A 13,565-nucleotide genomic window follows, 5' to 3' on the forward strand; every position below is an offset into this window, starting at 1 on the left:
GGTCACGCCTCGTGGCAGGTACAATGCGCCCCCTGCTTCATTCCCCGCCAAGGAGCCCGCCTTGTCAGCCTGCGATGACACTCAGGATGATCTGCTACCTGAAGCCCTGCGCTTTCGTTCTCCAACGCCACTGGTCGACATTGGCGCCAACCTCACTCATGAGAGCTTCGCCAAGGACCTCGACGCGACCCTGACAAGAGCCCGCCGTGCCGGCGTCGAGACGATGGTGCTGACAGGTACCGACCTGGCTCACGCACACCAGGCTGCGGAGCTGGCAAAGCACCATCCGGGCCTATATGCGACGGCAGGGGTGCACCCCCACCACGCGAGCGAGTGGTCTACTGAGTTGGAAGCCGCCATGCGCGCTCTTCACCGCCTACCCGAGGTCGTCGCCGTAGGTGAGTGCGGGCTCGACTTCCATCGCAACTTCTCCACGCCTGCACAGCAGGAGGCTGCCTTCGAGGCGCAGCTAGCATTGTCGGTGGAATCAGGCCTCCCACTCTTTATCCATGAGCGAGACGCGGGTGAGCGGATGCGTGACATCCTGCGGGCATGGCGAGATGATATTCCACGGGCCGTGGTGCACTGCTTTACGGCCGATCGGGACACGCTGCACGGCTACCTCGATCTTGATCTGCATATCGGCCTGACCGGATGGCTGTGCGATGAGCGCCGTGGCCACCACTTGCGCGACATGGTAGGCGACATTCCCGCCAATCGGCTGATGGTAGAGACAGACTGCCCCTACCTGCTGCCCCGTAACCTGCCAGCCAAGCTCAAGGGACGCCGCCATGAGCCGGCGCTGCTGCCATGGATCGTCCGTGAAATCGCTCATTGGCGTGGCGAAGATGAGGCCACCCTGGCAGCCAGCAGCACCGCTACGGCGAGAACGTTCTTTGACCTCAAGGAGTCCTGACATGGGCGACATGCCTGCCTTTATCGCCGTAGAAACCGGCGGCGACGGTGACCTGCCCCTGGCGATCGCCTGGAGCCTGGATGACGGACGCATCAAGCACACCCTGATTCAGCCCGACGAGGACTGGCTGGATGCGGAGACCGTCTCGCTGGGCGACTACAGTCGTGAGGAGCTGGCCAGCATCGGCGTCAGCCCCCTCGACGTCATCCGGGAACTCGAGACCGATCACTTCAACGCGACCTTGCTTACGGCGGGCGTATTTGATGACGAGGCGGCCATTTCTCGCCTGTTCGACACCTACGGGCTGGACCCCTTCGTGGAGCTGGCTCCGGCGGAGACCCTGTATCCTGACCTGGACCCCGGTGAGTGGGCGAGAGCGCGCAATGAGCTGTTCGGTGAACTTGGCCTGGAGCCCATGCGCCCGGAGCAAGAGGTCGAAGTCATGCTGCACCTGCATCGCCGTCTCAGCGGCAGCGTCGACGACGAATAAGGCGACTCAGCTGATCACTGGCTCAGGTACAAGCCGCTTGCGGCCACAGCGAATCGCCTCTGCCAGCCCCCTGCCCTCGAGATAGAACGCCTTCAGAGCCGCTTCAAATGCCGCGGCTCTGAGCGGCAACCCGTCACGGCAATAGCCCTCGGCGCGGGCAGCCACCCGCCGAGAAAAGGCTTCCCGATCAACCTCGACCTCTCCCAGGTTGTCGACGCTGACATGGAAGCTCAGTCCTGCCGCACGGCAGAACAAGCTTTCAAGGGCCTGAGGCGCCACCTCGACCTGTTCAAAGGCCTGTTGCTGGTGCTGGTCGCGCCCATCTGGCTCATACCAGTAGCCATAATCCTCGAGCTGTCGCCGCCGGGCCCCGGCGATGCACCAGTGGCTGACTTCATGCAGTACGCTGGCAAAAAAGCCGCGGGCAAAGATCACTCTGTGCCAAGGGGTCTGCTCATCGGCAGGCAGATACAGGGGCTCATCTCCACCGCGTTCAAGGCGGGTCTGGAAAGACTCTGAAAACAGGCCATCGAACAGAGCGATGACATCTTCAAGGCGGTGCTCCACTGGGGCTCCTTGCAAAGGCGGTGATAGAAGGCTCGTCATGAACGTCCGGCGCTGCACCGGGTGACGGCAATGCCGCCAGGCGTGCAAGAATAACAAGACCCGGGAGAACGCCAAACCCGCAGGCTACGGCGATGCTGTGCCACTCCAGCAGCTCGCTTCCACCCAGCTCAACCGTGGAGCGCGGTGCAGACCTTTCACGCCATGCTGACGTCCTCTCGGCCAGCACTATGATCGAGTTCACTAAGGCGACGAAAACCTTCACGTTGTACCAGCTGTTGTATGCCTATTTAGGTTGTACAAATTGCAACTAAGAGGCGCGCATTCACTTTGACAGCAACGTCAAATTGCCATGCCACCGACACCCTCCCCCCGCCATCGCCGTTTCTGTCACCATGGCCGGGAGCCGCCCGGATCTGAGTACGGACTTCTGGCTACGCTGCCCCTTATTACCATGTCTGAAACCAGCAACAAGACCACTGAACACACCGGCGTAACACTCATCAGACGCTCAACTCAGCCACTATCTGCTCAACCGAACATTCGAGACGCAGTAAGCAGGAAGAATCTTACAACTCCATGTCGTTATTAACTACAGTTCTTGATGATACTGTCTCTTCTCCTACAACTCTCTCCGGATTGACTTAGCGCACATCTAAACACTCTGTTAGCATGATCTAAGAGATAGTCCATGTATCATCTATCTCAAAGCGCCCAGTCACTAAACTCGCAATCACTGAGATCGATCTCTGATATACCTCGCCACCTGGGGTTCTTGATAAAGGCAACGATAGTGATTTCACCGTCGCTTTCATTTTCATGAATGGATGTTTTTAATAGCTTATCTAACACGGATATTGACAGAAACACCCAAATGAGTTCGTGACATGGCGGAGGTCCTCACGCTAGACACGTATTGACACCTCTGAATGATAGCGTGGGAGACTCATATTTGAGTCATAGCTTTAATAGTTACAGGACAACAATAAAAACCATCCTAACAACGTATTGAGAAGGGATATGAAATTTAAATTCACCTTAACATCCATCCTGTCCCATAACAAATCCTCTATCGCTACTGGAGTAGTGTGATGAATCCATACGAAAATTTACCAGACAAAGCCTTCTGGAAGAAAATGGTAGCCGAGAGGTCAATGTTTGACTTATCTGATTTATGGTCACCAAAATTCAAAGTTTCTCGACAACACAGGGTAGTGACCTTTGGCTCCTGCTTTGCACAACATATCGGGAGAGCTCTGAAGAGCCGAGGTTACCATTGGGTTTCGGCTGAGACCCCACCGAAAAGTCTTTCGGATGAAAGTGCAAGAAAGTACAACTACAACATCTTTTCAGCGAGAACCGGAAATATTTACACCACCTCACTACTCAAGCAATGGGTCGAGTGGGCGTTAGAAAAAAAAGGCGTGCCAGAAGAAATCTGGGAGAAAGACGGCCGCTTCTATGATCCCTTTCGACCAGCCATCGAGCCGCAGGGATTCTGTAGTGAAGAAGAGTTAAGGCAATCCCGGAATCAGACCATAAGTTCATTCAGGGAATGCATTAAGACGTCGGATTTTTTTGTTTTTACACTGGGATTGACCGAAAGATGGCTCAATTCAAAGCATGGCTACGAGTATCCGATGTGTCCAGGTACCTCTGCAGGAATGTATCAAGAAGATGTCCACGCCTTTAGCAATCAAATATTCCATGAAGGAATCAAAAGCATGACCAAGTCGATGGAAATGATGCGTCAGGTCAATCCATCACTAAAATTCATATTAACCGTTTCTCCTGTTCCACTGGTAGCAACAAACTCGAGTAACAATGTGCTGGTTGCAACGATGGAGTCCAAATCGATACTTCGTGCCGTGGCAGGACAGCTGGCCCGACAACGTCCCTATGTCGATTACTTCCCTTCTTATGAAATCATCAATAGCCCTGTGTTCAGAGGCGTCTTTTTCGAACCCAACCAGCGAAGTGTAAACCCGGCAGGGGTGCAATTCGTCATGAATCAATTCTTTCAATGCCAGCAGAAAAAATTTGGTAGTGAACTGTCCGTGACAGACAGAAGCCAGCAAAGCGATGACATGGAACGCAGTGAACTGGTTTGTGAGGAAGAAATACTCGAAGCCTTTGGAGGCGAAGGATGAAAAGGAAGGTCTGCATTATAGGTAACAGCCACGCCGGCGCCTTGAAAAGAGCTTGGGACCTGATGCCTGAATGGCATAGCGCTAACGAACTCACCTTTTTTGCTGCGCGAGCCAACGGGATGAGGCACCTTCACCTTAAGGGGCATACCCTTACTCCTCGTTCAAGGATGCTTAAGGAGTCCATCAGATTTACATCGGGTGGGCTAGACTCTATTAACGTTTCCGACTATGACACCTTCTTAATCTACGGACTTCAAATGGAGGCTTTTTTCATTGAGCCGGATTCTTTTTTCTCGGCGGCCGTGATCAGACAGTCTTTGCTTGACAGTGTCGACAGCACTCTTTCCTTTAACATCTTGAAAATGATAAGAAGCGTAACGGACAAGAGTATATATATAGGGCATAGTCCTTTACTCACGATGAATAGCGATGAAGATTGTACTTATTCTTCAGAGGACTATCTTTCCGGGGTACGATTAATGAATGATGGAGTACTTTCCTCGTACTGCGCGACATTGATCGCTCAGCCCTCTGCGACCATCGTCAACGGCATCTTTACCAAGTCAGAATTTTTGAAGGGAAGTAAAAGGCTGTCTGTGGGGGACAATCGTGATGATCAGGTACATCCAGATCACGATGATCGGCACATGAACGACACATTTGGCAGAGAATGGCTGTCACATTTTTTCGAGCAGGTCTCAGCAGGAACATCCTATCGATCACAGGGACGGAGTGCGAAAAGCTCCTCGCACCGGCCAGCTGGGTAGATCCTGCTCTATCTGTCTGCGGATGGCACACTACACCGAGCCCGCGGAAAAGCGTCATCAGGGCGTGGCCCCCAGCCGGAGCGCTGGCAATTGAAGGCTGCGTTGCCACCTCAGCCTTCAATCGCCGCGATAGCTGGCCGTTCAGAGAGGCTCCGCTAGAGGCGGATACCCGTGCGGCTATCTGTCATCTAGTCGACACTGTCGAGGACCTGGACGGCTGGCGTGCGGCTGCCTGTACGCCGCCTTCGGCTCGCACCGAGGTTTGGCCAGCGGATAATGGCCGATATTTGATACCTGCTAAATGAACGAGCACCTGCCACGTAAGGCTGCGCTGAGAAATGGTGCAGAGGCATACCGTCTTTTCCATTGATGTTCACAGCCAACGCCGCTGACAGGCGCCAGACTGGTGCATCGCTGATACACTCACACCATCTCCCATCGGCCGACAGCGCAGGATGCGGATAGCCAGGGCATGACGCCCGTTACCTTTTGCATGGAGCCTTAGATCGTGCGCCCTTTCCCCACTGGCCTTGGCGCCACGAGCCGGCGAGAAAGCTGGCCGCTTATTCGTCTTGCCCTTCCCATCTGCGGTGCTCAGCTGGCCCAGGCCGGAATGAGCGTGGTCGATATCATGATGACCGGCCGCCAGAGTGCTACCGACCTGGCGGCGGTGTCGGTGGGCGCCAGCCTGTGGATGCCACTGATGCTGTTCATGACAGGCACCCTGATGGGGCTGACGCCGATCGTCGCGCAGCTGATGGGAGGAGGACGTCAGGGCGGTATCCGGGCCAACGTTCATCAGGCCATGTGGGTAGGGCTGGGCCTTGGACTGATCTCGGCGTTGCTGCTGAACCTGGCAGTGGCGCCCGTGTTCCATTGGATGGCAGTGCCTCCTGCGGTTGCCGAACGCGCCGCTGACTACGTCGGAGCCGTGGCATACGGTATGCCCGCCGTGGCCATCTTTCTGGCCCTCCGGGCCTTTTCAGACGGAATGAACCATACCCGACCCGCACTGTGGATCAGTCTGATTGGATTGGCCGTCAATATTCCCAGCAACTATGTGTTGATCTACGGCGGAGAAGGCCTGGTGCAGCTGTTGGGTCCGGCAACTCCGGACTGGCTAGCGACCTTGCCTGCTCTCGGTGCTCATGGTTGCGGCATTGCCACTGCCATTGCCATGTGGGTCATGACGCTGGCCATGGTTCGCTATACCCAGAAAAGCCGGGCCTATGGCAGTGTTGAGCTGTGGCGCCAGCCAAGCCGGCCGGACCTGAAGTCGATGGCTGAGCTGCTTTATGTTGGGGTGCCCATTGGGGTCGCGATCTTTGTCGAGGTGACGCTTTTCACGCTGATTGCCTTGTTCGTCGCAAGCCTTGGAGAAATCGTGGTGGCGGCCCACCAGGTGGCGCTCAACTTCACTTCACTGCTGTTCATGCTGCCGCTTTCGCTGGGAATGGCGCTGACCGTTCGTGTCGGCAATGCCCTGGGAAGCGGCGATGCCCGCCTGGCCCGACTGGTCGCCTGGAATGGCATCCTGATCGCCTTGCTGGTGGCGCTGTTCAACAGTGCCGTCCTGTGGCTGTCCGCCGATCTGGTGGTCGGCCTGTATACCCACAACACCCAAGTACAGGCCCTGACGCTGTCACTGGTGGGCCTGGCCATGCTGTACCAGGTATCCGACTCGCTGCAGGTTGCCCTGGCCGGTGCCTTGCGAGGCTACAAGGACACCAGAGTCATCATGTTCATCACCTTGCTGGCATACTGGCTGGTCGGGCTGGGCGGTGGCCACCTGCTCGGCCGCTACGGTCTAGGAACCTGGCTGCCCCCCCTGGGCGTCCATGGCTACTGGATCGGATTGATTGCCGGATTGACCGTGGCGGCGTTGCTGCTAGGGGAACGTTTTCGCGTTAAGGCCAGACAGGTGGCCCGCGCCAATATCGACATCGCCCCATGAAGGCATGCCGCCTGTTCGCCCTGCTGGCGGGGCTCGCTGTGTTGCTCTGTGGGTGCGGGCCGTCGTCCCTGGAGCGTGAGCTCATCGCCTATCAGCACGAGCTTGCCGACGCCACTGGGTTATCACCGCCAGAAACCAGCGATGTGCCGAATATCGGTGATTTCCCCGAGCGCCGGTCACTGACGCTGGAGATTCCTGAGATCCGCGAAGGCCTGCTTGACGTTTTCGCCTTGCGTAGCTGTCACATCGCCAACCTGGTGGCCCAGCGCAACAACCAGCTTGGCAAGACCGCAGCACCGAGCCAGCACTGGCTCTACGAATTGCAGCTGTGGCGACGGCTTGACCATTGCATGAATAACCCTGCCGTCGACTCGCTCAGCCCGGAAGATCGCGAGCGCCTGGCCAGGCTGACCGAGACCAAGACCCGCCAGCTTCCCTTGGCCAGCTACAACGCCTTGGTCGCCTCTTCAGAGTGGGCAGGCAGTTTTTCACGCGCCAGTGCTGTACTGGACATTGACGAACTGACCGCCGTGGATGCTCAGCTACCCGCCTTGACCTACCTGACCCAGGCCGTAGATCGACAGTTCGACCATCAGTGGCAGCCAGACTCAGGCAAACTCGAGCAGGCGCTGAAAGTGCTCCGTGATCGTCCACTCAGCGCCGAACTCATGCGCACACTCCAGCTCGCCACGCTGCGGCTGAAAGAGGCCAACGGCCTGCTGGAAAGCGCGCTGGGCAACACCAGTCTGCCGCCCCAGGCGAGCTGTCCGCTGGCTGAGAAAACGCCCTCGGCGGATCTCCTGCTTCGACAGATGGAGCGTCTGCTACGTCAATCGCGACGCTGGTTTAGCGCCATGGACCAGCTCCTGGATGCCCACCTAGAGGGCGCAGCCGAACTCCAGCGCTACCGCAGCCAGTGGCTCTCGCCCAGCGGCGCTGACACTCCGCTGGTGCGTTTCCGCGAGGTCTTGGACCACCACAGGCTACTGCGCCAGCAATGGGATCAACGCTGTGTGGGCGACAGGGACTTACGCTAGTCGATCAGTCTGTGCTATTGATGAGAACAGGGACGTAGAGCGCAGCGTCCGGCCTTCGCCGAGATGCACAGCCGTTAGCAAGCAGCCGCTGGAGGGAGATCATGGGCATTCCACTATCACCCCGCCCCGCTCGGGTCATCGACCTGGAAAGCATGCGCCAACGCCAACAGGCGCGTCGACGCCTGGTCAGGCTGGCGCCGGAGCTAGACGGTCTGGAAATGGTGTATCGGCTCGATGCACATCCTGACACCCTCTATGGCATGCCTATCCTCGCTTGGGGAATGCGAGAGAACGGCGACATTGTGGGCCTGGTACCCTGGATGGAGTCACTGACTCCCTGCGAACAGCTTGATGATCCAGACCATGGACACTTCGTCGGTTACCGGGATCCCGAAACGGAAGAGCTGTTCGATCAGCCACCGGAACACAAGGAGATGGAGCTTGCTCACGCGGCTGCCTACTTCGAATACGAAGACACCAGCGACACCACGCTCATCCAAACGCTACCTGACCACCAGGGAACCCATGCGCTGTGCATGGACGATGAGGGCGAGCCTTGGCAGCTCAAGCAGGTCTTTGGCTGGCGCCTGTACAGTGACGGCACCATTGAAGCCTTGCTGGCTGACGAAGAACTGATTGAATCCGTACCCGTTCTGCCGGGCGACGCCTGCCTGTATCCCGGCCATAGCCGCCACAAGGTGGTCTACTTCTTCCAGCGCCAGATTGCCAACCGCATCCGTCAGGAAGACCCGGCAACGCTCGAGGCTCTGGCCATGATGGTCATGCCGGACGACGAGGATGACGTCGAATAAAGGCCCCATGCCCAGCACGGGGCGTCACCGTCGACGCCCCCTTCAAACAAGCGCGATGTCACAGGCCGGCGGAGCTGTCACCCAAGGCGAATAAAGTACCAGTGAGTGCCATCTTCCAGCGTGTGATGCTGCTGCAGATCGTGACCGAGAAACTGGCAAAACTTGGGCACATCACGCGTGGTGGCAGGATCCGTCGCAATCACCTTGAGCACCTCGCCGGTCGTCATGTCACGCACCGCATTGTGCATCATCATGATGGGTTCGGGGCAAAACAGACCACTAGTGTCCAGCTCCTTGTCGCTGGCGGGCAGGGCATCTACAGAATCCACCATCACTACCTCTGGGTTGGAGTAAAAGCATGATCAAGATCATCATCGAGCGACGTGTCATGCCGGGGTTGGAAGAAGAGTACGAACAAGCCGCCCGAGAAGCCATGCGCCAGTCACTTGGCGCCGATGGTTTCTTTGGGGGCGAAAGCCTCGTCGAACAAGGACGCTCGGACCGCCGACTGATGATTACCAAGTGGCGCGACCTGCGCGCCTGGAAAGCATGGTACACCAGCGAAGCCAGAGAACGCGTCATGCAACAGGTACACCCCCTGCTCACCGAGGCCGAGACCGTCAGAATCTTCGAGCCTGCCTACTAATCTTTATCGAGTTGACCTTCACAGACCAGGCCTGAAAAGACCAGGCCTTCCTGTTCCAAGCCTTCACAGCACTGGCCTGCATGGACGACCGGCGTCGCCGCGGTATCGACGAGGCATTCAAGCGGCGCGCCACCAAGAGCTACGTCTACGCAGGTATCTCAGCCGTACTGTTCTAAGCGATACGAACGTAGACCGTGACTTCTTCCCTGTCATGGTAGAGGTGGCGGCAACGTATCTCGGCCTTCACACCGGTCTCGTCAAGCTGATCGGCCAGGGTCGCCAGGCACAGCGATACCTCCTCCCAACGTTTTTTCATTGGCAGCTTGAGGTTGAAGACAGCTTCTCGACACCAGCGGTTTACAAGCCAGCGTTGCACCATGGCAATGACGCGGGTCGGCTTGTCGACGATGTCGCATACCAGCCAATCCAGGCGCATCGGCGGCTGCCACACGAAGCCGTCCTCTCGTAGATGCTCGACCATCCCAGACGCCATCAGTGTGCTATCCATCGGGCCATTGTCGATGGCATACACCTGCATCCCACGCTGTACGAGTTGCCAGGTCCAGCCACCGGGCGCCGCACCGAGATCAGCAGCCTGCATCCCCTCCCCCAGACGCTCATCCCACTCATCTCTTGGGACAAATTCGTGCCACGCTTCCTCGAGCTTCAAGGTCGAGCGGCTCGGAGCAGCATGAGGAAAACGTAGCCTTCGAATGCCTCCAGGGAACTCGCTTCGATTACCCGGAAAACTCATGGCCAGCTGCACGCGGTCACCGTCTCTCCAGACCAGGTGGAGGCGCCGCCCCCCCGCCTTGCGCCTCAGAGCACCACGCTTCTTCAAGCGCATCGTCAGGGGCCGCTCAAGCGCCTTGAGCAGGCTACTCAGTGCCTTGGCTTCATTGGTATCAGGCGTCTCCTGCCAGATGGACTCGAAACTCCAACCACAGGCTTTCAACTGCTCGAGGATGGCCGTCAGCCGGTCATCCCTGGACAATCTCAGCTCCGGCAACGCCAACAGCGACTGCCTGGCAAACACCAGCTCATCAAACCGCAGCGACCGATGCAGGTCATTGGCCGGGTATCCGTCCGCCATGACGACCCTGACAAGCCCCTCCTCCATCAATGGCTCGACGCTTGCCACCGTGGCATCGCGCCCGAGTCGGTCAGTCAGTTCGGCACACAGGTCAGGTTCAAAGCCTGGACGGCAGAAAAGCAGTATTTGGTCAGGCGTCATGAGTAAAGGTTCTCTTTCTCCAGGCAAGATCCGCCCGCCCCTTGGCGGACAGCTCGATATCCTTGAGCTGCACATTCAGCGCATTGGTGGAAATCACGACTTCCCACAGGGAAAACACCAGCGAAATCGATAGCGACACAAGGCTAATGCCGAACAGCAGCATTCCCAGCGGTGTCCAGCTGAGAAACAAGGCAAACATGGACAGGGTGCACAGCAGAAAGCTGAACACACCAGCTATCTGCATGCGCTTGGTCAACGAGATGCGCCGGCGCAACAGGCGAATCTGCGTGATGTGATCATCTTCACCGTCCTTCACCTGTTCCGCCAGCTTGCGTATCAATCCCGCCAGGGTCAAAAAGCGGTTGGTATACGCCAGCAGCAAGAGAGATATCGCAGGAAACAACAAGGCCGGCGTGGTCAGGTTCACGGTGAGCTCCAGAGCGTCGACGAAAGTCGATTATGGTAGCAGTCGGCACGCCCAACGACGAGCCATCTTGCACGTTCCACGCCCCCTGATACATGGCCAAACGAAACGGCCCCCGACTCACGTCGAGGGCCGTTTCCGGATACCACAAGTAGCGTCAGGCGACTTACCGAATACCTTGCTCTCGGGCCATTTCCAGCGCAGCACGCGGCGCCGTCCACAGGGTCGGCAGGAGTACCAGCGAGACGGGAATGGCAGTGATCACGATAAACTGCTGCAGGGCACTGATCTGACCGGCTCCCATGCGCAGAAGAATCGCTGCCATCAGCGCCATGGCGATACCCCAGAAGGCACGGACCATGGGGTTTGGCTCGTCATGACCGGCTCCCACGACCGAGATGGCGTAACTCATAGAGTCACCAGTGGTCGCAACGAAGATAGTGGTCAACAGCAGGATCGCCAGCGCCATTAGCGTGCCACCCGGCAGTGCCTGAGCCACGGTCAGCGTCGCGACATCGAACTGAAAGTTGTTCAGCGCCTCGGTCAGGTCAATCGCTCCAGACAGCTGGTAGTAGATCCCGGAGCCGCCCAGCAGGGTGAACCACACCATGGTAGCCACCGGAGCCATGACCGCCACGGCCAGAATCATCTGCCGAATCGTCCTACCGCGGGAGATCCGTGCGACGAAGATCGCCATCAAGGGCCCGTAGCCGATAAACCAGGCAAAAAAGAACACCGTCCACCACTGCATCCACCAGTCAGGAGCGGTTTGGGTGGTCATGGTGGCCATCTCGAAGAAGGATCCCAGATAGCGACCCAACCCCTGAGTGAAAGCATCGGTCAGGAACAGCGTCGGCCCGAACAGGAAGATCGCCACTGCTATCGCCAGCGCCAGGAAGACGTTGAACCGGCTCAGCACCTGGATACCCTTGTGAATCCCGGTAACCGCCGATGTCACATAGACTGCCCCCAGGCCTGCCAGCACCATCAGCTGGGGGCCATAACCTTCACTGAAGCCGAACAGCTCGTGCAGGCCGAAGCTGACCTGAGTCGCGAGGAAGCCGATGGGGCCTACCGTGCCGGCAACCACCGCAATCACACAGAGTGCGTCAACCAGACCACCCAGGGGCCCCTGCATGGCTCGTTCGCCCAGGACTGGCGTCAACAGCGTTCGTGGCTGAAGGGGTAGTCCCTTGACGTAGTGGGCATGGGCCAGCACGACGGATGCCAGCGTGCCCAGCACTGCCCACGCCAGCAGCCCCCAGTGCATGAAAGACTGGGCGAGCGCCCCTGCAATAGCGTCGACAGTTCCTGCTTCAGTATCGAAGGCCGGCGGTGTCACAACAAAGTGATAGACCGGCTCGCCGGCAGCAAAAAACACACCGCCCCCAGCCAGCAACGTGCACATGATCATCGACAGCCACTTGAAGGTGCTGATCTCAGGTGCATCCAGGTTGCCGATCCGCGCCTTTGCGCTCGGACTGACCGCAATGCCGATGGCAATGAAGAATGTCGCCAGCAGGAGCAGCTGGAAGTAACTGCCCAGGGTCTTGGCTGTCCAGGCAAAGCCCGTCGAGATGCCATTGGCGACCATCTCAATGTCGTACAGCGACAAGGCAACGAAGCCCAGGATAAATCCCACACTTAGGATGAGAACGATGGGGTCGCCCAGCCGGGCGCTTGAAGACTTCCGCGTATCGGTGCTAGCGGTGGAATGACTCATGTCGTAGGTAGCGACAGACGACGAGGCGTCGGGCTGTCGGACTCTCCTTTCGGGAAAGATGAATGGCGCCCTGATGGGCATGAAGGAAGCACGGAGGATTCCGCGATTTCATGGCAGCTCTGTGGCTGAAGGGAAAGGATTCACCGCGCCTCATGCGCGGATCACATCCGGCGACACACCTGTAACGAGGTTCCAAGCGTGTCGTAAAAAGCATGACAATGTCGACGTCGCATGACCACCCTCTGAAAAGCGCGATGGTTCAACGCTTGAGTCTTTCTCCGGTCATGCCAGCATGCCACTGGCGGGGGATACGAACTCCGGGCGTCACATAAACAACAGCGCCCTTGCACGGAGATGAGTCACCCTGGAGCTTTTTGCAAGGGGTGGCGAACGCCACGAGCCCGCCCTTGAGAAGGATCAGGCGGGACCGCGTCGAGGGAGCCATCGACCCGCACTCGTCTATGGGAAACGATCTTGACCTTGTGGAAAATCCCGATAGCCGCAGTGGTACTCGCAACCAGGCAGCTTGCCTCTCGCATGGGGGTGAGCCACCCCGAGCTTTTGCAGCGAAGCTGCAAGGGGTGGCGAACGACGCGAGCTTGCCCTTGAGAAGAGCCAGGCCTGACCGCGCCGAGGGGGTTATCGGCGCGGCCCCACACATAAAAAGCGGGGTCGACCCATGCGTACGAAAAACCCCGACCATCTCTCGATAATCGGGGTTCTTCTGAATAAATGCCTGACGATGACCTACTCTCGCATGGGGAGACCCCACACTACCATCGGCGCTGAGCGGTTTCACTTCTGAGTTCGGCAAGGGATCAGGTGGTTCCCACTCGCTATGGTCGTCA

At 57.9% G+C, this 13,565-nt stretch carries 12 protein-coding genes and 1 rRNA gene; 7 read left to right on the forward strand and 6 right to left on the reverse strand.

Annotation, left to right across the window (positions count from 1 at the left end):
• Nucleotides 1–61 precede the first annotated feature (61 nt).
• Both KUV86_RS17570 and KUV86_RS17575 read left to right on the forward strand, forming a co-directional pair.
• Nucleotides 62–916, forward strand: a complete 855-nt coding sequence (locus tag KUV86_RS17570; RefSeq protein WP_224907389.1) for a TatD family hydrolase — start codon at nucleotides 62–64, stop codon at nucleotides 914–916.
• Between the two features lies 1 nt (nucleotide 917).
• Complete coding sequence (locus KUV86_RS17575; protein ID WP_206944485.1) at nucleotides 918–1,406, forward strand: hypothetical protein; 489 nt, start codon at nucleotides 918–920, stop codon at nucleotides 1,404–1,406.
• 6 nt (nucleotides 1,407–1,412) lie between these two features.
• On the opposite strand, the gene KUV86_RS17580 is transcribed toward KUV86_RS17575, so the two are convergent.
• Complete coding sequence (locus tag KUV86_RS17580) at nucleotides 1,413–1,973, reverse strand: elongation factor P hydroxylase (RefSeq protein ID WP_315900519.1); 561 nt, start codon at nucleotides 1,971–1,973, stop codon at nucleotides 1,413–1,415.
• A gap of 1,088 nt (nucleotides 1,974–3,061) precedes the next feature.
• On the opposite strand from KUV86_RS17580, the gene KUV86_RS17585 reads away from it, so the two are divergent.
• The 4 genes from KUV86_RS17585 (at nucleotide 3,062) to KUV86_RS17600 (ending at nucleotide 8,690) form a co-directional block, all read left to right on the forward strand.
• A complete protein-coding gene (locus KUV86_RS17585; RefSeq protein WP_222483579.1) occupies nucleotides 3,062–4,120 on the forward strand; it encodes a GSCFA domain-containing protein in 1,059 nt (352 codons plus the stop codon).
• A 1,275-nt stretch (nucleotides 4,121–5,395) separates the two neighbouring features.
• Nucleotides 5,396–6,841: an MATE family efflux transporter gene (locus KUV86_RS17590; RefSeq protein ID WP_315900689.1), complete on the forward strand. Its 1,446-nt coding sequence runs from the start codon at nucleotides 5,396–5,398 to the stop codon at nucleotides 6,839–6,841.
• On the forward strand, nucleotides 6,838–7,878 hold the full coding sequence (locus KUV86_RS17595) for a DUF3080 family protein (RefSeq protein WP_222485945.1): 1,041 nt from the start codon (nucleotides 6,838–6,840) through the stop codon (nucleotides 7,876–7,878). Before KUV86_RS17590 ends, KUV86_RS17595 begins: the two co-directional genes overlap by 4 nt.
• A 101-nt stretch (nucleotides 7,879–7,979) precedes the next feature.
• Complete coding sequence (locus tag KUV86_RS17600) at nucleotides 7,980–8,690, forward strand: hypothetical protein (RefSeq protein WP_206944495.1); 711 nt, start codon at nucleotides 7,980–7,982, stop codon at nucleotides 8,688–8,690.
• Nucleotides 8,691–8,767: 77 nt separating this feature from the next.
• Here KUV86_RS17600 and tusA read toward each other — a convergent pair whose 3' ends face one another.
• Nucleotides 8,768–9,022 carry a sulfurtransferase TusA gene (gene tusA, locus KUV86_RS17605; RefSeq protein WP_206944497.1) on the reverse strand — a complete coding sequence of 85 codons (255 nt, stop codon included), beginning with the start codon at nucleotides 9,020–9,022 and terminating at the stop codon, nucleotides 8,768–8,770.
• A 26-nt stretch (nucleotides 9,023–9,048) separates the two neighbouring features.
• Here tusA and KUV86_RS17610 point away from each other — a divergent pair, with 26 nt between their 5' ends.
• Nucleotides 9,049–9,336, forward strand: coding sequence for an antibiotic biosynthesis monooxygenase family protein (locus tag KUV86_RS17610; protein WP_206944499.1), 288 nt, complete (start codon nucleotides 9,049–9,051; stop codon nucleotides 9,334–9,336).
• Nucleotides 9,337–9,508: 172 nt separating this feature from the next.
• On the opposite strand, the gene rlmM is transcribed toward KUV86_RS17610, so the two are convergent.
• The 4 genes from rlmM to rrf form a co-directional block, all read right to left on the reverse strand.
• Complete coding sequence (rlmM, locus tag KUV86_RS17615) at nucleotides 9,509–10,570, reverse strand: 23S rRNA (cytidine(2498)-2'-O)-methyltransferase RlmM (protein ID WP_222485947.1); 1,062 nt, start codon at nucleotides 10,568–10,570, stop codon at nucleotides 9,509–9,511.
• Complete coding sequence (locus tag KUV86_RS17620; RefSeq protein ID WP_206944502.1) at nucleotides 10,560–10,997, reverse strand: DUF2721 domain-containing protein; 438 nt, start codon at nucleotides 10,995–10,997, stop codon at nucleotides 10,560–10,562. Before KUV86_RS17620 ends, rlmM begins: the two co-directional genes overlap by 11 nt.
• Nucleotides 10,998–11,160: 163 nt before the next feature.
• Nucleotides 11,161–12,717, reverse strand: coding sequence for a BCCT family transporter (locus KUV86_RS17625; protein ID WP_222485949.1), 1,557 nt, complete (start codon nucleotides 12,715–12,717; stop codon nucleotides 11,161–11,163).
• Nucleotides 12,718–13,451: 734 nt separating this feature from the next.
• Nucleotides 13,452–13,565, reverse strand: a 5S ribosomal RNA gene (gene rrf, locus KUV86_RS17630); the annotation flags it as partial.

Origin of the sequence: Halomonas sp. DP8Y7-3 (assembly GCF_019801675.1) — a bacterium.
Classification (GTDB): domain Bacteria; phylum Pseudomonadota; class Gammaproteobacteria; order Pseudomonadales; family Halomonadaceae; genus Halomonas; species Halomonas litopenaei_A.

Excerpts from the sequence above, each read along its gene's own strand:
- KUV86_RS17575 (WP_206944485.1), top strand. The coding sequence starts at position 918 with ATGGGCGACATGCCTGCCTTTATCGCCGTAGAAACCGGCGGCGACGGT.
- KUV86_RS17585 (WP_222483579.1), top strand. The coding sequence starts at position 3,062 with ATGAATCCATACGAAAATTTACCAGACAAAGCCTTCTGGAAGAAAATG.
- KUV86_RS17595 (WP_222485945.1), top strand. The coding sequence starts at position 6,838 with ATGAAGGCATGCCGCCTGTTCGCCCTGCTGGCGGGGCTCGCTGTGTTG.
- KUV86_RS17600 (WP_206944495.1), top strand. The coding sequence starts at position 7,980 with ATGGGCATTCCACTATCACCCCGCCCCGCTCGGGTCATCGACCTGGAA.
- tusA (WP_206944497.1), bottom strand. The coding sequence starts at position 9,022 with ATGGTGGATTCTGTAGATGCCCTGCCCGCCAGCGACAAGGAGCTGGAC.
- KUV86_RS17610 (WP_206944499.1), top strand. The coding sequence starts at position 9,049 with ATGATCAAGATCATCATCGAGCGACGTGTCATGCCGGGGTTGGAAGAA.
- rlmM (WP_222485947.1), bottom strand. The coding sequence starts at position 10,570 with ATGACGCCTGACCAAATACTGCTTTTCTGCCGTCCAGGCTTTGAACCT.
- KUV86_RS17625 (WP_222485949.1), bottom strand. The coding sequence starts at position 12,717 with ATGAGTCATTCCACCGCTAGCACCGATACGCGGAAGTCTTCAAGCGCC.